The organism is Dryocola sp. LX212 (genome assembly GCA_041504365.1).
Classification (GTDB): Bacteria; Pseudomonadota; Gammaproteobacteria; order Enterobacterales; family Enterobacteriaceae; genus Dryocola.
In genome coordinates, this window is record CP167917.1 from 1,708,906 (window position 1) to 1,728,371 (window position 19,466).

23 protein-coding genes and 2 tRNA genes are annotated in these 19,466 nt (G+C 51.9%); 19 read left to right on the top strand and 6 right to left on the bottom strand.

Features of this window, described 5'->3' with window-relative positions; translation table 11 throughout:
* Positions 1–4 precede the first annotated feature (4 nt).
* From efeB to chbG, 8 genes are all read left to right on the top strand, one after another.
* Positions 5–1,288, top strand: a complete 1,284-nt coding sequence (gene efeB, locus ACA108_08160) for an iron uptake transporter deferrochelatase/peroxidase subunit (GenBank protein XEX97461.1) — start codon at positions 5–7, stop codon at positions 1,286–1,288.
* Between the two features lie 619 nt (positions 1,289–1,907).
* Positions 1,908–2,696, top strand: coding sequence for a phosphate starvation-inducible protein PhoH (gene phoH / locus ACA108_08165; GenBank protein XEX97462.1), 789 nt, complete (start codon positions 1,908–1,910; stop codon positions 2,694–2,696).
* Positions 2,697–2,970: 274 nt separating this feature from the next.
* Positions 2,971–3,294 (top strand): PTS sugar transporter subunit IIB, encoded by a 324-nt coding sequence (locus tag ACA108_08170; GenBank protein ID XEX97463.1) that lies wholly within the window; start codon positions 2,971–2,973, stop codon positions 3,292–3,294.
* An 85-nt stretch (positions 3,295–3,379) separates the two neighbouring features.
* The gene (gene chbC / locus ACA108_08175) at positions 3,380–4,738 is read left to right on the top strand and encodes a PTS N,N'-diacetylchitobiose transporter subunit IIC (GenBank protein ID XEX97464.1); all 1,359 of its coding nucleotides are present in this window, start codon (positions 3,380–3,382) and stop codon (positions 4,736–4,738) included.
* Positions 4,739–4,792: 54 nt separating this feature from the next.
* Positions 4,793–5,140, top strand: coding sequence for a PTS N,N'-diacetylchitobiose transporter subunit IIA (gene chbA, locus ACA108_08180; protein XEX97465.1), 348 nt, complete (start codon positions 4,793–4,795; stop codon positions 5,138–5,140).
* A 14-nt stretch (positions 5,141–5,154) separates the two neighbouring features.
* Positions 5,155–5,994: a transcriptional regulator ChbR gene (chbR, locus tag ACA108_08185; protein XEX97466.1), complete on the top strand. Its 840-nt coding sequence runs from the start codon at positions 5,155–5,157 to the stop codon at positions 5,992–5,994.
* A gap of 98 nt (positions 5,995–6,092) precedes the next feature.
* Positions 6,093–7,436 carry a 6-phospho-beta-glucosidase gene (locus ACA108_08190; GenBank protein XEX97467.1) on the top strand — a complete coding sequence of 448 codons (1,344 nt, stop codon included), beginning with the start codon at positions 6,093–6,095 and terminating at the stop codon, positions 7,434–7,436.
* Positions 7,437–7,523: 87 nt separating this feature from the next.
* Complete coding sequence (chbG, locus tag ACA108_08195) at positions 7,524–8,285, top strand: chitin disaccharide deacetylase (GenBank protein XEX97468.1); 762 nt, start codon at positions 7,524–7,526, stop codon at positions 8,283–8,285.
* Positions 8,286–8,559: 274 nt separating this feature from the next.
* Here chbG and ACA108_08200 read toward each other — a convergent pair.
* A tRNA-Ser gene (locus tag ACA108_08200) sits at positions 8,560–8,647 on the bottom strand.
* 646 nt (positions 8,648–9,293) lie between these two features.
* Positions 9,294–9,381, bottom strand: a tRNA-Ser gene (locus ACA108_08205).
* 207 nt (positions 9,382–9,588) lie between these two features.
* On the opposite strand from ACA108_08205, the gene ghrA reads away from it, so the two are divergent.
* The 4 genes from ghrA to ACA108_08225 all read left to right on the top strand — a co-directional run bounded on the left by ghrA (position 9,589) and on the right by ACA108_08225 (position 12,510).
* Entirely contained in the window at positions 9,589–10,530 is a 942-nt protein-coding gene (ghrA, locus tag ACA108_08210; protein XEX97469.1) for a glyoxylate/hydroxypyruvate reductase GhrA, read from the top strand.
* 81 nt (positions 10,531–10,611) lie between these two features.
* Positions 10,612–11,349, top strand: coding sequence for a phosphatase (locus ACA108_08215; protein XEX97470.1), 738 nt, complete (start codon positions 10,612–10,614; stop codon positions 11,347–11,349).
* Positions 11,350–11,375: 26 nt separating this feature from the next.
* On the top strand, positions 11,376–11,930 hold the full coding sequence (locus tag ACA108_08220) for a molecular chaperone (GenBank protein XEX97471.1): 555 nt from the start codon (positions 11,376–11,378) through the stop codon (positions 11,928–11,930).
* Positions 11,931–12,033: 103 nt separating this feature from the next.
* Positions 12,034–12,510, top strand: coding sequence for a DUF1097 domain-containing protein (locus ACA108_08225; GenBank protein ID XEX97472.1), 477 nt, complete (start codon positions 12,034–12,036; stop codon positions 12,508–12,510).
* Positions 12,511–12,551: 41 nt separating this feature from the next.
* Here the strand turns inward: ACA108_08225 and csgG are convergent, their stop codons facing one another.
* The 4 genes from csgG to csgD are packed head-to-tail and all read right to left on the bottom strand — an operon-like array spanning position 12,552 to position 14,895.
* The gene (csgG, locus tag ACA108_08230) at positions 12,552–13,385 is read right to left on the bottom strand and encodes a curli production assembly/transport protein CsgG (GenBank protein XEX97473.1); all 834 of its coding nucleotides are present in this window, start codon (positions 13,383–13,385) and stop codon (positions 12,552–12,554) included.
* Positions 13,386–13,424: 39 nt separating this feature from the next.
* Positions 13,425–13,841: a curli production assembly/transport protein CsgF gene (csgF, locus tag ACA108_08235; protein ID XEX97474.1), complete on the bottom strand. Its 417-nt coding sequence runs from the start codon at positions 13,839–13,841 to the stop codon at positions 13,425–13,427.
* Between the two features lie 9 nt (positions 13,842–13,850).
* Positions 13,851–14,240, bottom strand: coding sequence for a curli production assembly/transport protein CsgE (csgE, locus tag ACA108_08240; GenBank protein XEX97475.1), 390 nt, complete (start codon positions 14,238–14,240; stop codon positions 13,851–13,853).
* Between the two features lie 4 nt (positions 14,241–14,244).
* Positions 14,245–14,895 carry a biofilm master transcriptional regulator CsgD gene (csgD, locus tag ACA108_08245; GenBank protein XEX97476.1) on the bottom strand — a complete coding sequence of 217 codons (651 nt, stop codon included), beginning with the start codon at positions 14,893–14,895 and terminating at the stop codon, positions 14,245–14,247.
* A 775-nt stretch (positions 14,896–15,670) separates the two neighbouring features.
* Here csgD and csgB point away from each other — a divergent pair.
* From csgB to ACA108_08280, 7 genes are all read left to right on the top strand, one after another.
* A complete protein-coding gene (csgB, locus tag ACA108_08250) occupies positions 15,671–16,126 on the top strand; it encodes a curli minor subunit CsgB (protein XEX97477.1) in 456 nt (151 codons plus the stop codon).
* A gap of 48 nt (positions 16,127–16,174) precedes the next feature.
* Positions 16,175–16,627 carry a curli major subunit CsgA gene (csgA, locus tag ACA108_08255; protein ID XEX97478.1) on the top strand — a complete coding sequence of 151 codons (453 nt, stop codon included), beginning with the start codon at positions 16,175–16,177 and terminating at the stop codon, positions 16,625–16,627.
* Between the two features lie 60 nt (positions 16,628–16,687).
* Positions 16,688–17,017: a curli assembly chaperone CsgC gene (gene csgC / locus ACA108_08260; GenBank protein XEX97479.1), complete on the top strand. Its 330-nt coding sequence runs from the start codon at positions 16,688–16,690 to the stop codon at positions 17,015–17,017.
* 130 nt (positions 17,018–17,147) lie between these two features.
* Complete coding sequence (locus ACA108_08265) at positions 17,148–17,459, top strand: hypothetical protein (protein XEX97480.1); 312 nt, start codon at positions 17,148–17,150, stop codon at positions 17,457–17,459.
* Between the two features lie 212 nt (positions 17,460–17,671).
* A complete protein-coding gene (locus ACA108_08270) occupies positions 17,672–18,394 on the top strand; it encodes a beta-ketoacyl synthase chain length factor (protein ID XEX97481.1) in 723 nt (240 codons plus the stop codon).
* Positions 18,395–18,417: 23 nt separating this feature from the next.
* Positions 18,418–19,176, top strand: a complete 759-nt coding sequence (locus ACA108_08275) for a lysophospholipid acyltransferase family protein (protein ID XEX97482.1) — start codon at positions 18,418–18,420, stop codon at positions 19,174–19,176.
* A 15-nt stretch (positions 19,177–19,191) separates the two neighbouring features.
* Positions 19,192–19,464, top strand: coding sequence for a phosphopantetheine-binding protein (locus ACA108_08280; protein XEX97483.1), 273 nt, complete (start codon positions 19,192–19,194; stop codon positions 19,462–19,464).
* Positions 19,465–19,466: the final 2 nt, after the last annotated feature.

Consider the following 19,466-nt stretch of genomic DNA (forward strand, 5'->3'; position numbering starts at 1 on the left):
CGTAATGGATGATAAAACAAAAAGTGGCGCGCCTGTTCCCGCGCGCCGACGGCTACTGAAAACGCTGGGCGCCCTTGGGGGGGCCTTCGTCGTCGCGGGTGGCTGCCCTGTGGCCCATGCCGCAAAAAGTGAGACTTCACCCGGTACGCTGCCACCGGATGCGCGCAGGGAAAAACAGCCCTTTTACGGACCGCATCAGGCGGGGATCCTGACGCCGCAGCAGGCTTCAATCATGCTGGTGGCATTCGATGTGCTCGCCGCTGACAAAGCCGATCTGGAGCGTCTGTTCCGCCTGCTTTCGTCCCGCTTTGACTTTCTGACAACCGGCGGGGCTGCGCCGGACACGCCTAATCCGCGCTTGCCGCCGATGGATTCCGGCATTCTGGGCGCCGAGATTTACCCGGATAACCTGACGATAACCCTGTCCGTGGGCAATTCGTTGTTTGACGATCGCTACGGCCTGAAAGCGCAGAAGCCGAACAAGCTGCAGCGCATGGACCGTTTCTCTAACGACTCTCTTGATGCCAGCCTCTGCCACGGCGACCTGCTTTTACAGATTTGCGCCAATACCGCCGACACGGTCATCCACGCGTTACGTGACATCATCAAGCACACGCCGGACCTGCTGAGCGTGCGCTGGCGGCGGGAGGGGTTTATCTCTAATCACGCGGCACGCAGCCGTGGGAAAGAGACGCCGATCAACCTGCTGGGCTTCAAGGACGGCACGGCGAACCCGGACAGCAGCAACCAGCCGCTGATGGACAGCGTGGTGTGGGTGACAAAAGGACAGGGCGAGCCTGCGTGGAGCACGGGCGGCAGCTATCAGGCCATTCGCATTATCCAGTTTCACGTGGAGTCCTGGGACCGTACGCCGCTGAAAGAACAGCAGACGATTTTTGGGCGCGACAAGCACAGCGGCGCGCCGCTGGGGATGAAAAACGAGCGCGATGAGCCTGATTATACCGCCGACCCGGAGGGCAGCGTCATCGCGCTGGACTCGCATATTCGCCTGGCTAATCCGCGTACCAAAGAGACCCAGTCCAGCCTGATGATGCGCCGTGGCTACAGCTACTCGCTGAGGGTGTCAAAATCCGGGCAGCTGGATATGGGGCTGCTGTTTGTCTGCTACCAGCACGATCTGGAAAAAGGGTTCCTGGCCGTGCAGAACCGCCTGAACGGCGAGGCGCTGGAAGAGTACGTGCAGCCCATCGGCGGCGGCTATTTCTTTGCGCTGCCGGGCGTGCCGGATAACCAGCATTATCTGGGGCAGGGGCTGTTAGAGGCTTAGGTTATTTGTTTCCGTAGGGTAGAAGAGCGTACGCGCCATCAATCGTGGATCGCCGGATGGCGCTTCGCTTATCCGGCCTGCGCGCTTCTCCCGGTATCCTTTTCCTGCCAATTTTTCATTCGCTAATAAATTCACCCAGCGCAGAAAATAATAAATTTGTATGACTATCCCTTTGATATAAAATTGTAATATTACTGTGGCATAACCATCGCAGCCGCACCGCGATTCGCTTATGTTGATTTAAAGTAAAAAAGATGTTGCGTTTTAGATAATTTTTGATGTACTTAAAGCATGAGCGGTAGTTCCCGGCTGTGAAGTTCAATCACAATGGAGATCGCGAATGGTAGGGTCCAGTACCGGACGGCTTAAAAAACATCTTACCCGCACAAACCAGCGCGGAGGCCTCTCCTCCGGCTTCGCTTTCTTCACCGCTCAATTTCCCGAAATCCCCTCCACTCAACGTGTTAACGATGCGCTAAGCGACGCCCGTCGTCTGACTGGTGCATCATCTCAACCGGCAGTTCATGGCTTACAAGGAAGCCAAACCTCATCCGTTAGTAAGCATAATCGCGCACACCTTTGTGGCGCGGGAAATGAAACCAACTGTAAGGTGCCATCCATGGGAAGACAGAAAGCAGTGATCAAAGCTCGTCGTGAAGCAAAACGTGTGCTGAGACGAGATTCGCGGAGCCACAGGCAACGTGAAGAGGAATCGGTCACATCGCTTGTGCAGATGAGCGGCGTGGAATCTATTGGCATGGCAAGAGATTGCCGCGATAACTCGCCAATCGCCGCGCGAAACGAAGCTCAGGAGCACTATCTTAACGCCATCGAGAGAAAACAGCTGATATTTGCCACTGGTGAAGCCGGCTGCGGTAAAACGTATATCAGCGCAGCGAAAGCCGCTGAGGCCCTGATACATAAGGATGTCGACAGGATAATTGTCACCCGTCCGGTCCTGCAGGCTGATGAAGATCTCGGCTTCTTGCCCGGGGATATTTCGGAAAAATTCGCCCCTTACTTCCGCCCGGTGTACGACATCCTGGTGCGGCGTCTGGGATCGTCTTTCATGCAGTACTGCCTGCGTCCCGAAATCGGTAAAGTTGAAATTGCGCCGTTCGCCTACATGCGCGGACGTACCTTTGAAAATGCGGTGGTGATTCTTGACGAGGCGCAGAACGTTACCGCAGCGCAGATGAAAATGTTCCTGACGCGCCTCGGGGAAAACGTCACGGTTATCGTTAACGGCGACATCACGCAGTGCGATTTGCCTGCGGGTGTGAAGTCAGGATTGAGCGATGCGCTGGCGCGGTTCGAAGAAGATGAGATGGTGGGTGTGGTCAGATTTGGCAAGCAGGATTGTGTCCGCTCGGCCCTGTGCCAGAGGACGTTAAACGCTTACGACTGAAAATAATTGTTAACGATCTGAAAAGCCCAAACTGCGTTTGGGCTTTTTTCTTTGCGCGAATTATTTGCCCGAAATGTGAAGGGGGTCAAAAGGATTGGTCAAGGAGAGACGATTTTTGAAGAGCGGGAATTATCCTGGCCCACGGCGATGCCGTATACTCGACTCAAGCAGAGACAATCACTATTTTTAAATTTTAGGCTATTGGCCCGTCAACACAGCGATAAAGAAGGACCTTTGTCTGACCTGCAACCTATCGGAATACGAGGATTTCATCATGGAAAAGAAAGTTATCTACCTGTTTTGCTCCGCCGGCATGTCCACTTCTCTTCTGGTTTCTAAAATGAAGGCTCAGGCCGAGAAGTATGAAGTACCGGTCATTATTGAAGCATTTCCTGAAACCCTGGCGGGTGAAAAGGGCAGCGTTGCGGATCTGATTTTGCTCGGTCCACAAATTGCCTATATGTTGCCAGAAATTCAAAAAGTATTACCGAACAAGCCGGTCGAAGTTATTGACTCGGTCATGTATGGCAAAATTGATGGACTCGGTGTTCTGAAAGCGGCCGTCGCGTCAATCAAGAAAGCAGCAGCAAATAATTAATATTAACTTTTGATTTATTTTTTCCGTCAAAGAACGACCTTACACACCCTGGCCGCCGACCCGGCGGCATTAAAGGAAACTGCAAATGAGTAAAGTCATTGATTCACTTGAAAAGGTACTCCTTCCTTTTGCCGTCAAAATAGGAAAGCAGCCGCACGTTAACGCAATTAAAAATGGTTTTATTAAGTTAATGCCGTTAACGCTGGCGGGGGCGATGTTTGTTCTCATCAATAACGTATTTTTAAGTTTTGGCGCCGGTTCATTCTTTTATTCCTTAGGTGTTCGTTTAGACCCCTCGACCATTGAAACCCTTAATGGGTTGAAAGCCATCGGCGGCAATGTGTACAACGGTACGTTGGGCATAATGTCATTGATGGCTCCCTTTTTTATAGGGATGGCATTAGCTGAAGAAAGAAAAGTCGACCCCATGGCGGCAGGGTTATTATCCGTCGCGGCCTTCATGACCGTTACCCCTTATAGCGTGGGCGAAGCCTATGCCGTAGGCGCTAACTGGTTAGGCGGTCAGAATATTATTTCTGGCATTATTATCGGTCTGGTTGTCGCAGAGCTGTTTACTTTTGTTATTCGCCGCAACTGGGTTATTACTTTGCCAGACAGCGTGCCGACATCTGTTTCTCGCTCATTCTCGGCGATTATTCCAGGCTTTATTATTCTGTCAATCTTCGGAATTATTTCCTGGCTACTGGCGAGCTACGGCAGTAACTTCCACCAGATCATCATGGACTCCATTTCAACGCCGCTGGCGTCAATGGGAGCCGTTGTCGGCTGGGCGTACGTTATTTTCAACTCCCTGCTGTGGTTCTTCGGCGTGCACGGTTCGCTGGCGCTGACCGCGCTGGATAACGGCATCATGACCCCATGGGCGCTGGAAAACATCGCAATCTACAACCAGTACGGCTCTGTGCAGGCGGCAATCGACGCTGGCAAACAGTTCCACTTCTGGGCGAAACCTATGCTCGACTCCTACATCCTGCTGGGTGGCTCCGGGGCGACGCTGGGGCTTATCATCGCTATCTTTATCGTTTCACGCCGCGCTGACCATCGTCAGGTGGCTAAGCTGGCGCTGCCTTCCGGCATCTTCCAGATTAACGAGCCTATCCTGTTCGGTCTGCCAATCATCATGAACCCGGTAATGTTCATCCCGTTCGTGCTGATCCAGCCGATTCTTGCGGCCATCACGCTTGCGGCTTACTCCATGGGCATCATCCCGCCGGTGACCAACCTTGCGCCGTGGGTCATGCCAACCGGCCTGGGCGCCTTCTTCAACTCTAACGGCAGCATTGCGGCACTGCTGGTCGCATTGTTCAACCTGGGTATCGCGACGCTGGTCTACATGCCGTTCGTTATCCTGTCGAACAAAGCGCAGGCGGTTATCGAAGAAGAAGAAAGCGAAGAAGATATAGCTAACGCACTGAAATTCTAATCGAGGCGGGGAGCGAATACCTTCCCGCACATACTGATTTAATGGGAAATAAACATGTTTGATTTAGACAATATTGTAGACAAAGAAGACGAAGCGCAGGACCTGGAAGAGGTGGTGATGGACTTAATCATCAACTCGGGGCAGGCCCGCAGCCTGGCCTACGCCGCGCTGAAACAGGCAAAAGCAGGGGACTTTGAGCAGGCAAAAGAGCTGATGGGCAAATCCCGCCTGGCGCTGAATGAAGCGCACCTGGTACAGACCAAACTGATTGAAGGCGACCAGGGCGAAGGTAAAACGAAAGTTAGCCTGGTGCTGGTCCACGCTCAGGATCATCTGATGACCTCGATGCTGGCACGCGAACTCGTGACCGAACTCATTGAGCTTCATGAAAAAATAAAATAACGTAAGGAGTCATAATGCAGACACCGGTACTGAGCATGGAAATCAAAACAGCACGCGAAAATCAGCTTTTCGATGGTCAAAATTTCCATGTTTTTATCTACAACAAAGTAGAAAGCATCTCCGGGCTGCATGAACATGACTACTACGAATTTACCGTGGTGCTGACCGGGCGATATTACCAGGACATTAACGGTAAGCGGGTACTGTTAGAGCGCGGCGATTTTGTTTTTATCCCGCTGGGGTCTAACCACCAGAGCTATTATGAATTTGGTGCCACCAGAATATTAAATGTGGGTATCAGTAAAGCATTTTTTGAAAAACACTATTTACCGTTATTACCACCGCGCTTTGTCGCATCGCAGGTTTATCAGGTCAAGAGCGAATTTCTGACCTATATCGAATCAGTGATTGCCTCGCTAAATTTCAGAGACGGTGAGTTTAACGAGTTCCTGGAGGTCGTGACCTTTTATATTGTCAACCGGCTGCGTCACCATCGGGAATCAGAAGTGATTACGGATATTCCGGTCTGGCTAAAGATTACCGTTGAGAAAATGCATGATAAAGCCCGCTTTGGCGACCGGGCACTGGCTAATATGGTGGAGCTGTCCGGTAAGTCGCAGGAATATTTAACCCGCGCTACCCAGCGTCACTATGGCAAAACACCGATGCAGATTATTAATGAAATCCGCATTGATTTTGCTAAAAAGCAGCTTGAGATAACCAATTATTCCGTGACGGACATTGCTTTTGAATCAGGTTATAGCAGTCCGAGCATGTTTATTAAAAACTTTAAGAAGCTCACCTCATTCACGCCAAAGCAATACCGGAAACAATTGTGCAGCATCAATAATTAGTTCGTAGATGAATTAATTAAGATTAATGTTAATCTTCAGCCATTCATCTATATCGCAGTCTTTAATTTGCAGTGCAATAAAATTGTACGGGAGTTCCCATGAGCAAAAAACTGAAAGTGGTCACCATCGGTGGCGGAAGTAGCTATACCCCAGAATTACTTGAAGGCTTTATTAAACGCTACGACCAGTTACCGATCACCGAATTATGGCTGGTGGATGTTGAAGCCGGTAAAGAGAAGCAGGATATTATTTACGATCTCTGCCTGCGCATGGTGGAACACGCGGGCGTGCCGATTGCAATCTACAAAACCCTTAACCGCCGCGAAGCCCTGGTAGACGCAGATTTCGTCACCACCCAGCTGCGCGTTGGGCAGTTGAAAGCGCGCGAGCTTGACGAACGTATTCCGCTGAGCAACGGTTATCTCGGTCAGGAAACCAACGGAGCGGGCGGCCTGTTCAAAGGCCTGCGCACCATTCCGGTGATTTTCGACATCATTAAAGATGTAGAAGAAATCTGCCCGAACGCCTGGGTTATCAACTTCACCAACCCGGCAGGCATGGTGACGGAAGCCGTCTTCCGCCACACCAAATTTAAGAAATTTATCGGCGTGTGCAACATCCCGGTGGGCATGAAGATGTTCATTCAGGACGTGCTGAAGGTGAAGCCGGAAGACGAGCTGAACATCGATCTGTTCGGCCTGAACCACCTGGTGTTTATCCGTGATGTGCTGGTGAACGGCGAATCACGTTTTGCCGAGCTGCTGGACGGCGTTGCCACCGGTACGCTGAAGCCGAGCGGTGTGAAAAACATCTTCGACCTGCCGTTCAGCGAAGGGCTGATTCGTTCGCTGAACCTGCTGCCATGTTCTTACCTGCTTTACTACTTTAAGCCGAAAGAGATGCTGGCCATCGAAATGGGCGAATTCTATAAGGGTGGCGCCCGCGCAACCGTGGTGCAGCAGGTAGAAAAGCAGCTTTTCGAGCTGTATAAAGATCCAAACCTGGACGTGAAGCCTAAAGAGCTGGAGCTGCGCGGCGGCGCGTACTACTCCGATGCGGCCTGCGAAGTCATCAGCGCGATTTACAACGACAAGCAGACCGAGCACTACGTCAACTTCCCGCACAAGGGCCATATTGACAACATCCCGGCCGACTGGGCTATCGAAATGACCTGTACCATTGGCCGCGACGGCGCGACGCCTTCACCGCGCATTAAGCATTTTGACGAGAAGGTTCTCGGCCTGATCTATACCATCAAGGGCTTTGAAGTGGCGGCAAGCGAAGCGGCGTTAAGCGGTAAGCTGGACGACGTGCTGCTGGCGCTGAACCTCAGCCCCCTGATCCACTCCGATAAAGACGCGGAGAAACTGGCGCGCGAGATGCTGATGGCGCACGAAGCGCTGCTGCCTAACTTCGCAGGCACCATTGCGGGTCTGAAATAACCTCACGGTGGATGAAGCTTACGCTTATCCACCCTACAAAGTTGCAGTAAGCCGGGGCATAGCGTTATCCGACATAAGGAAGCCTGTATGGAAAAGTTATTGATCGTAAATGCCGACGATTTTGGCCTCTGCAAGGCGCAGAACTACGGCATTATCGAGGCGTTCAGCCATGGCGTCGTGACGTCCACCACTGCGATGGTTAACGCGGCGGGGATTGAGCATGCTGTGAAGCTGAGCAAGGCGCATCCCGATCTGTCCGTGGGCATGCACTTTGTGCTGACGCTGGGCCGTCCGCTTTCCGCCATGCCGGGGCTGACCCGTGAAAACGGTGAGCTGGGTAAATGGATCTGGGAGATGGGCGAGGCGGGCACGCTGCCGCTGGATGAAATAGAACACGAGCTGGAATATCAGTTTGCGCGCTTTATCGATCTTTTTGGCCGACTGCCAACGCACCTCGACAGCCACCACCACGTCCATATGATCCCGCAAATCTTCCCCATCGTAGAGGCCTTCGCGAAAGATAAAGGGATCGCAATCCGTATTGACCGGGACGATCTGCGCCAGGGCGAGATGAAGCTTCAGGGTGCGAAAAGCAGCCAGGGTTTCGACAGCGGATTCTACGGCGAGGCGATTTCCGAAGCGCTGTTTCTTGAAACGCTCGAGCGCAGCACCGCGCGCAACGAGCAATCGCTAGAAATCATGTGCCACCCGTCGTTTATCGACAATACGGTGCTGGCCAGCAAATACTGCTACCCAAGGCTTGCGGAGCTGGACGTGTTGACTTCGGCGACGCTCAAAGAGGCGATTGCCCGACGTGGCTATCGGCTGGGGTCATTCAGAGATTTATAACAAAAAAGGCAATGATCAATTCATTGCCTTTTAAGCTTTCGGTGTTTGATGGTCAAAAAAAGCCCGCATTTGCATGCGGGCTCTTCTTTGAATGTGGCGGTGAGAGAGGGGTTGATTCGCTGCGCTCACCCTGCGGGCGTCATGGCCATATCTGTCCCTGACGTCCAACAGGCTAAAGCCTGTTGTCGAACCCTGTCGAGGATTCTCACCCTTCTCTCGTGGTGCTATATGCGAAAAAAAAGCCCGCATTTGCATGCGAGCTCTTCTTTGAATGTGGCGGTGAGAGAGGGGTTCGAACCCTCGATACGTTGCCGTATACACACTTTCCAGGCGTGCTCCTTCAGCCACTCGGACACCTCACCGTATTGTTTTTGCTACCCACTTACGGGGGCAACGGGGCGCTACTATAGGGAGTAAGCCCCTATCGGTCAAGCGTAATTTATTCTTTATAGCGCGTTTGCTCAAGGGGTGAGCAAAAGGGCCTGAAAAGATCTTGTTGTCGTTTGGATGAGAATAAACGGCGGATGACGCTGCGCTTATCCGCCCTACGTGTGGACTGGTAGGGTGGATAAGCGCAGTGCCATCCACCGGAGGTTTTAAAGACGAAAAAAAGCCCGCATTTGCATGCGGGCTCTTCTTTAAGTATGCCGGTGAGGGAGGGATTGATTCGCTGCGCTCACCCTGCGGGCAGCGGAGCCATGAATGTCTCCGCTGTCCAACAGGCTTAACCTGTTGTCGAACCCTGTCGAGAGTTCTCATCCGCTCCCTTTTAGGGGCTACGGGCAATAAAAAAGCCCGAACATGAGTTCAGGCTTTCCTATGAAATATGGCGGTGAGGGAGGGATTGATTCGCTGCGCTCACCCTGCGGGCAGCGGAGCCATGAATGTCTCCGCTGTCCAACAGGCTTAACCTGTTGTCGAACCCTGTCGAGAGTTCTCATCCGCTCCCTTTTAGGGGCTACGGGCAATAAAAAAGCCCGAACGTGAGTTCAGGCTCTTCTTTAAGTATGGCGGTGAGGGAGGGATTCGAACCCTCGATACGTTGCCGTATACACACTTTCCAGGCGTGCTCCTTCAGCCACTCGGACACCTCACCATATTGTTGCTCCAGCGCTGCTGGAACGGGCGCTAATGTAGGGAAAATGGCATGGGGCGTCAACGCTATTTTTACCGAAATTCGCGCGTTTAGACAAACTTCAAACAACTTGCGCTTTAAACCAGCAAAGGGCGCTGCTTTTTTATTACATTCAGTACTTGAATTGATTCGCGTTTCGCGTAATCCTGGGAAAAAAGAGGAGAAAGCGTGGATATCATATTTTATCACCCAACGTTCGATACCCGGTCCTGGCTGACTGGCCTGCAAAAGTTAATGCCCGACGCACGCGTTCGGGAATGGAAGCCTGGCGATAATGAACCTGCCGATTACGCGCTGGTCTGGCACCCGCCGGTGGAGATGCTTGCCGGGCGTAGGCAGCTGAAAGCGATTTTCGCCCTTGGCGCTGGCGTGGACTCGATTCTTAGTCGGCTTCAGGCGCATCCCGATATGCTGCCTGCCGGCGTGCCTTTATTCCGTCTGGAAGATACCGGTATGGGACTTCAGATGCAGGAATATGCCGTAAGCCAGGTGCTGCACTGGTTCCGCCGCTTTGATGACTATCAGGCGCAGAAGGGGGAGGCGAAATGGCAGACGCTGGAAGATTATCGTCGCGAGGAGTTCACGATTGGCCTGCTTGGCGCAGGCGTGCTGGGCAGCAAGGTGGCGGAAAGCCTGCTTGCGTGGGGATTCCCGGTGCGCTGCTGGAGCCGCAGCAAGAAGGATTACCCTGGCGTGACCAGCTTTGCGGGCGAAGAGCAGCTCGGAGAATTCCTGCGGGGGACGCGGGTGCTGATTAACCTGCTGCCCAACACGCCGCAGACCGTTGGCATCATCAATCAGTCTCTCCTGTCCCAGCTTGCCGACCAGGCCTTTGTGCTCAACCTGGCGCGCGGCGTGCATCTTGTTGAGGCCGATCTGCTGTCGGCGCTTGAAAGCGGCAAGGTTAAAGGTGCAATGTTGGATGTCTTTGCCAAAGAACCGCTGCCTGTCGACAGCCCGCTCTGGAAGCATCCTCGCGTGGCCATTACTCCACACATTGCGGCGGTAACGCGTCCGGACGAAGCGATGACCTATATCGCGAAAACCATCGGCCAGATTGAGAAGGGCGAGAAGCCGACAGGGGAAGTTTCCCTGCAGTACGGCTACTAAACCGATGCCCGGCGGCCATGCCGGGCTAAAATTCAGCGGCGATAACTGCTATCCTTGGCTAAAAGAGAAAAGGAGAGAGCCATGTATCCCGTTGACCTGCATATGCATACCGTCGCCAGCACCCACGCCTACAGTACCCTCCACGATTACATCGCCATCGCGAAAAGCAAAGGCATTAAATTATTCGCGATCACCGATCATGGCCCGGACATGGCCGACGCCCCGCACTACTGGCATTTCGTGAATATGCGCATCTGGCCGCGACTGGTTGACGGCGTGGGCATCCTGCGCGGTATTGAAGCGAACATTAAAAATACCAGCGGGGAAATCGACTGCACAGGCCCGATGCTGGACGCTCTCGACCTGATTATTGCCGGTTTCCACGAGCCTGTTTTCCCCCCGCAGGATGAAGCGACCCATACCGAAGCCATGATTGCCACGATGGCGGCGGGGGATGTGCATATCATCAGCCATCCCGGCAACCCTAAGTTCCCCGTCGATATTCCTGCAATTGCAGAAGCCGCAGCGAAATACCATGTGGCGCTCGAGCTGAATAACTCCTCCTTTACCCATTCCCGCAAGGGCAGCGGCCCGAACTGCCGTGCTGTTGCGGCCGCCGTGCGTGACGCGGGCGGCTGGCTGGCGCTGGGATCTGACTCCCATACGGCTTTTAGCCTTGGCGACTTCAGTGAATGCCGTAAAATCGTCGACGAAGTTGATTTCCCGGAGGAGCGTATTCTTAACGTTTCGCCGCGCCGTTTATTAGCATTTCTTGAATCCCGTGGCATGGCACCGATTGCTGAGTTCGCCACGCTTTAATCTTCACCCCTGAATGGACCCTGAGCATGAATGAGTTCTCAATTATTTGCCGTATTTTAGGATCGCTGTTTTATCGTCAGCCGCAGGATCCCCTGCTGGTGCCGCTACTGACTATGATCCGCGAAGGAAAGCTTGCGGCAAGCTGGCCTCTGGAGCAGGACGCGCTGCTGGTGCGCCTGCAGCAGAGCTGCGATCCCCAGCAGATGGCGGCAGATTACAACGCGCTGTTCGTGGGCGAAGCGTGCAGCGTTTCACCTTACCGCTCGGCCTGGGAAGAGGGCAGCCAGGAAGGGGAAGTACGCGAGTTTCTGAAGTCGCGAGGCATGCCGCTGGCGGAAACGCCTGCCGACCATTTTGGTACGCTGCTGCTCGCAGCCTCCTGGCTTGAAGATCAGTCTCAGGAAGACGAATACGAAGCGCAGATCACGCTGTTCGACGAGTATCTGCTGCCCTGGTGCGGCATTTTCCTCGGTAAGGTTGAAGCACATGCCACCACGCCTTTCTACCGCACGCTGGCGGCCGTCAGCCGTGAAGCGATTCAGGCGATGCGTGACGAGCTGGAAGAAGCTGAAGAGGAATAAGTGTGATTTAAATAGCAATTAAGCTGCAATAAATTTCTGTTTCTTTAATAAAATGTGCGGCAGATCGTGGTTGAGCAGAAAGGCTCTGCTATGATACGCCGCCATGAACATACTCATTTCTCTTGCACTGACTACCGGTATCCTCTCAGGCCTTTGGGGCTGGGTGGCGGTGAGTCTTGGCCTGCTTAGCTGGGCAGGTTTCCTCGGCTGTACGGCCTACTTTGCCTGCCCGCAAGGGGGGCTGAAGGGCCTGTTTATCTCACTTTGCACGCTGTGCAGCGGGGTTATGTGGGCGCTGGTCATTATCCACGGTAGCGCGCTTGCGCCGCATCTGGAGATGCTCGGCTATGTGGTTACCGGCGTTGTGGCCTTCCTGATGTGCCTCCAGGCCCGGCACGTCCTGCTTTCATTTGTTCCCGGCACTTTTATCGGCGCCTGTGCGATTTTTGCCAATCAGGGCGAGTGGCGGGTAGTCGTGCCTTCTTTATTGCTTGGGCTGGCGTTTGGTTTTGCGATGAAGAACAGCGGGCTCTGGCTTGCGGCAAGAAAAGCGAAACGAATGGCTGTCATTCCTGAATAAAAAAAACCAGCCGAGGCTGGTTTTTTATTACCCGGGGCGCATCAGGCTTCCGGAGGCACCGACATCTCTTTATATTTAACGAGAATCGGGTTAGTTCTGTCGGACGGGTTTTTCAAGTCCCACAGCCCGCGGTCGATACCGTCATTGACCAGGTAAATGACCCCGGTTTCGATGGCGGACATCAGGCACATCATGACCGGTTCATTGCTGGTATAGCCGATTTCACCCTCCAGCAGGCGCTGGTAGTCGATAAAGCGGAATACCCCGGCCTGTACTTCGTAAGACAAAATAGTTTTGCTGGTGTTGACTGAAGAAAGGACTTCACCGGTGCTTACATTAACGACGCGTAAGTTCACCGCAATCTGATCTAGCTGATATTCCGTATTGGCGCCAATCCCAAAGTAACGCGCCCCGACCCCGCCGGATTTCACATTGCTTTCATAGCCAATAATCGACCCTTCAATCATAACGTTTGCCGCCATCAGAGATTGCAGAGGCTGCCGGTTATTATCTGCGACGGTGCCATTTTCCTGGGCTGCACGAATAATTTTTCGTTCATTAAGCAGGTTTTGTAATCCCTGACGTTCCAGAGGAATAAACCAACGCGAGTCCTTCAGCGCCGTCACCAGCATCGCGGTGGCGCTTTGCGGTACGGCCGTAGAGAAGTTACTCGCCGGATAAGGTTTAAACTGACCGGTTTCATCCTGAATGTTGTAGACCGAGACAAACAGTTTTCCCTGAGCTTCCGGCAGATGGGTGAGATCGCGGTAGCTCTGGGCCCGAGGCATCAGAGTAGGGCGTGCAGCTTCTTTAGGTGGCGCGGTTAAACAACCACTTAATAAACACACTGCTACGATAAGAAGTAAGCGCTGCATGATGTTTATCCTTAAATACTTTTTGATTGTTTAAGCCCACTAAAAATCAGTAGAGTTACTTTGTAAGCCGGCAACCTGAATGGTTGAGACTTTCCCGGTTTTGCGGTCAGTGACGTTGAGCTGCAGCTGGCCATCCGTATTCTTGATATCAACAATAAAGTCGTTGGTGACCATGCGACCAGGTTTACCGGTGTTAATATTGGTCAACAGTCCGCCCAGTACCTGGGACTGAATAGCCTGGGTAAAGTTATCCAGTGCGGATGGAGTCTCAATACCAAAATCGTCGTCATAGCTGGGATCTTTATACGAATTTTGCGCCTGTGCTCCGTTTAACAAATACGAGCCGTTATTGGGGTTGCCGCCAAAGTTAGGGTTTACGAACTGGAAAACCATGTTTCCTCCCCAGGCCAGCGGTGTGACCAGCATTAACGGTAAAACTGCATGAACAATACGCATGACAGCCTCCTAAAACTCATCGTGGGTTAAATCACCGGTACTCAACAATGCTTTGTCGACCTGCCGGCGTTTAATTGCCTCATCAGTTTGAATCAGTGCGACTTCAACGTTGCGGTCAAAGTCACGTTTCGTGGGGAATAAAAAAGCCTGGTAGATCACGTCCTGATCGATAGTAATGGTTATCCAGCTTCCCCAACGGGCACTGGGCCGTTCATTAATAGTCAGATTCCCGGTAAAACTGCTTTCCCACTTATCGCTGAAGGCACGGTAAAAGTCGTGGCCCACAGAAGAAACGGTGTGATCCGTCAGCAGTCCGGGGATCTCCACTTCAACGGCGCGAACGCCGCCTGGAGCGCACAGTAAAACTGTCGCCAGCAGTAAAGCAGGGTGTCGTTTCATGGCCTTATCGCCTGAGATTATCGTTTGCCCAGGAGACCGCCTGAGTGCGGTTCTTAACAGCTATCTTCTTGAAAAGATTGTAGAGATGTGTTTTTACCGTGTTCTCACTAATAAACAGCGAACGGGCAATTTCAATATTTGAAGCGCCAATGCGTAATTTATTAAGGATTTCCTTTTCACGGTGCGTTAATAACGACGACTCAACGTTATTAAAGCGATAATTTCCTGAATGGTTGATCAAATAGCTGGCAAGCTTTTGTGAGAAGTAGCATTCGCCATCCATGACCCCCCGAATCCCCTCTACGACACGCGGTTCCTCTTCTGTGGTATAAAACACCCCATTAATATGCGGCCAGTTTTCAATGTCACGGAACTGATACTCTTCAGGAGTATTAAGAAGAAGAAGCTTGATGCTGTTGTGCTTGCGGCTTAAGGTATCTTGCCAATAATTAATAAGCTTCTTATCCGCCTCTACCATATCGAAGAGCACCAGAACATTGCCCGCTATCTCTTCAAGAGAGCGTTGAATGTTATGAAGTTTTCCGTTAACAGCCAGAGACGACTTTAAATGTTGTAATAAAGCTGTAGCCTGCAGCGAAGGTTTGGTGATCAACAACAATGTGTGACCATTTAATGTATGGACTTCATTAAACATGTTGGAACTCCACCCGGTTTTTATGCACTATCAGCTGAATTAACAGGAAGTTAATTCACCAGAGGTACTGATAAGTGCGGCACTGCTGTGTGTTAAAGATAAAAACACTTTCATGAATGCGATTTAAATACGCTGAGAGTGTTAAAGGAAATCATTACTGCTGATTCCAATCTAGCGGTTACTAATCTTAAAGCAAGTGTTAAACGTGTAACTTAATGTAACTGTGAATATTAAAATGTTGCATAAAGAAATTTTGACTATTTAGTCCTGATACTAAAGTTGTACAAATTTATTAGTTTGCACAATTATACATGTCGTACAAACAATTGTATCTTATTGTATTTTATGGTTTTTTGTGAATTAGTTCCGCTATGAATTACTTTTAACATATGTAAGTGACAGGTAACTTACTGCGAGTTGCCGCTTCGCTTAAGAAAACACGCCTTGATGACATGGGTTATGAATAATTTGTTGTTCTCCTCGTAAGGCTTCTCAGCCAGACGGCAAAAATAGATCCACTGATAGTTCAGTGGGTGACGAGTGATGCAGGCCTCTTTTTTTATCCAAAGAACGCTTTGTTGGCATTGGTTTTTTTTAAATAACTCATGCTTTGTGGTGAGTATAATTATAAAAATACAACGTGCGGGTGAGATATTTTAAATGTTTCGACAGACATACTCATTTCCGTAACGCAGCAATAACTTCTTACCGCTGGCGTTAACAGGAAATAATTTTCGCTTAATTACCTGGCAGCATCCAGGTCCAGGATGACAACATGAAAAACAGATCGTTATTTATGGTGTTAGCATTGCTGGGTGCACCTGGTTATGTATTAGCAGCAGGTTCTGACCTCGCTGCTTCAGAGTATAACTTTGCAGTTAATGAATTAAGCAAAGCCTCTTTTAATCAGGCAGCAATTATTGGTCAGTACGGCGGCAATAACAGTGCCGACGTCAACCAGAAAGGTTATCGGCAGCTGGCGGAAGTCTCTCAGTACGGGAGTAACAACCGGGCAAATGTCGATCAATCAGGAAGTTATAATCTTGCTTATATTTCGCAGCAGGGCAGCGCCAATGATGCGGATATTAAGCAGAGTAATTCTGGAAATGCAGCCCTTATTATTCAGAAAGGTTCTGGTAATAAAGCAAGCATTATTCAGGACGGTACGCAAAAAACAGCAGTTGTAGTGCAGAAACAGTCGCAAATGGCGGTTCGTGTTATCCAACGATAATACACAAACTATTTGGGCTTACATTCTCAATCCGATGGGGGTTTCACCATGAACTTTTTCAAAGTGGCAGCATTAGCAGCGTTGGTGGTTTCAGGTAGTGCACTGGCAGCAGGATTCGGCGGTGGCGGCGGCGGATATCCTGGTGGCGGTATGCCACAATCAAATGAAAATTCAACCCTGAAAATTTATCAGCAGGGTGGCGGTAACAACGCAACTGCGCTGCAGTCTGACGCTAAAAACTCTATTACAGACATTAAACAGTCTGGTGGGGGCAACGGTGCCGATGTCGGCCAGGGTTCTGACGACAGTTCAGTAGAACTTTCTCAGAACGGTTTTGCTAACAACGCCACCATCGACCAGTGGAACGGCAAACAGTCTGATATTACCGTCCGTCAATACGGCGGGGGTAACGGTGCTGTTGTCGACCAGACCGCATCTGGTTCACACGTCCAGGTTACTCAGGTTGGCTTTGGTAACCATGCGACGGCTTCCCAGTACTAACTGAGAATCTGCGCTATATAAAAACAGGGCCATGGCCCTGTTTTTTTATGGGAGAAAAGCATGCACACCTTAATTTTGTTAGCAGCCCTTTCTAATCAGCTGACCTTTACTACCCAGCAGCAGGGCAATATTTACACCATTGAGCCCGTTGCCACACTGACTACCGATTGTCGTTGTGCCATGCAGCTGGCGGCTACGCGAGCCGGGGCAGGGGGAAGCAGTACCAGTAAACAACGTTCAACCCTCTTTATTAAGGCCAATGAGCCGATCAGTCTGACCAGACTGAGCCTGAATATTGAACCCGGCGATACGGTGACGATCACTGTGACGCTGAGCGACGGTAATAATATTAATATAGAAAAACAATGGGTTATGCCGGGGAAAACGTAACAACGTTTCAAGGGTTTTTATTTGTAAATATATTGTTGCGAATATGTCGTTCCTGAACCAATGTTTTACTGTAGTGGATTCATCGTTTGCCGATAACCCTCAGTACACTTTGCGTTGAGGAGTCAACATCGTGGTAAAAGCGACTTTAAAGATTTATTTATGTATTGCCGCGCTGGCCAGCGTTTCTACCTTCGCTCATGCAGACAAAAATAGCGGCGTGATTCATTTCCGTGGGGAGATAGTCGAAGGTGGATGCGGCTTCTCGCCACAGGAACAGTGGATTAATATCATCTGCAGCAATAAAGGAAAACCTGTCACCCATACCGTCGCACTATCGGGCCTGAACGTCTGGTCCGTTCGCGGTGACAGCCTCATGCACACCAACATTCGCTACCTCGACCCGCAAAAACGCCTGGCTATTGTCAGCGTGGCCTACGAATGATCCCCTCTGGTCCGGTCCTCCGGATCAGCCGTTTGCAAAAGTGATGATTTATTTCCGTGCTGGTTTTGTTACTATTCCGGGCCTTCGGAACTTGCAACGATGGAAAGGCTTCATTGCTGAGGATTGTCCGAAGAATTAAGAGTTATTCGATATCCCGCGCCATAAAAAAAAGCTACATATGCGGGTCGCAGCAAATGATGATGGTAGCGAGAATGAAGTTAGGGTTTAACATTACTGACTGGCAGGCGATCGCTCCCGGTCTGTCTGACGTCGCGCTTTGGCGCGCGTGGGGAGACGCTCCGGCGGCAATTGACGCAAAAGCGTCAATTGCAAAATGCACGCATCTGCCCATGATGACGGCCCGACGCCTGGCTTCCGGTAGCCGCCTCGCCGTTGATACGGCCCTTGCCGTGCTCGCCCGCCGTCAGGCCGATGCGCTGGTTTTTTCCAGCCGCCACGGCGAACTGGAGCGCAACTACCGAATCCTTACCGCGCTTGCTGAACAGCAGGCGCTCTCGCCTACCGATTTTGCCATGTCCGTTCATAATTCTGCCGTGGGCAACGTCACCATCGCGGCGAAGACGCCGTATGTCTCCTCTTCCGTTTCGGCCGGGCGCGACACCTTTTTGCAGGCCCTGATCGAGGTGGCTGCTTTTCAGCATGCTGGCTATCGCCGCGTGCTGCTGGTGGATTTTGACGGGGCGATCCCTGAATTTTATCAGCCGCATCTTGACGAGTGCGATGAACATTACCCTTACGCCGTGGGTCTGCTTCTGGAAGCGGGGGAGCAGCTGCGGGTTGAAAGTAAGCCCGCAGCAGAAAAATGCGCGCAGCGGTTACCCCAGAGCCTGGCTTTTCTTCATGCCTGGCTGGGTCAGGAAAGCAATTTTGCCGTCACCGGCGAGCGGTTAACCTGGCAGTGGACGCGCAGCTGATGTGGCTCCTGGTCCGGCGGCGGATGGCATGGGGCTGGCGCGTCATCATGACCGGCTTTCTGTTCATCCTGTTTGGCAGCGGTGGCCTGGTTTTGTCGCTGGTATGGTTCAATTTGCTGCTCCTTGCCGTGCGCGCGCCGGTTAAACGCCGCAGCTTTGCCCGCCGCAGCATCAGCGCAAGCTTTCGTCTGTTTTTGCGCATCGGCAGGCTGCTCGGCGTGTTTGATTACCAGATTGAGGGTGCGGAGGCTTTGCGAGCCGAAAAAGGCAGCCTCATCGTTGCCAACCATCCCACGCTGCTTGATTATGTTTTTATTGCCTCCCTGGCCCCGGAGATCGGCTGCCTGGTGAAAGCGAGCCTGATCGGTAACCCCTGTTTCCGGGGCGTAATTCGGGCCGCAGACTACCTGATTAACAGCCAGGGAGAAACGCTGCTGCCGGAAAGTCAGCGCAGGCTGGCGGCGGGTGAGAGCATCCTTATATTCCCGGAAGGCACGCGCACGCGCCCAGGGGAGCCTCTGACGATACAGCGAGGCGCGGCGCAGATTGCGGTGCGCAGCGCCTGCCCGCTACGGCTGGTGCATATTGATTGTGACCAGCGCTATCTGGACAAGCAGAGCCGCTGGTATCAGATCCCGGCGCGCAGGCCAATGATTACGGTATCGGTGCGCCAGCGCATCGAAAGCCTGGATTTTGTGGAAAAGTGCGACGATGCCCCGGCGCTGGCGGCGCGTCGCCTGAGCCACTATTTACGTCAGGCGCTTGTCCCTGACCCCCGTTAAGACCCGGATGCACATATGGAATCCTTACAGAACGACATAAAGCAATTAATCATCAACACGCTGAATCTTGAAGAGACGGCCGTGGATGATATCGACAGCAACGTGCCGCTATTCGGCGAAGATGGCTTAGGACTGGACTCCATTGATGCCCTCGAACTGGGCCTTGCGGTCAAAAAGCGTTATAGCGTCGTCCTCTCAGCGGAAAATGAAGCTATGCGTCAGCATTTTTACTCTGTAGCGACGCTTGCGGCCTTTATTGCCAGCCAAAATCCCGGCCATAGCGCCTGAAA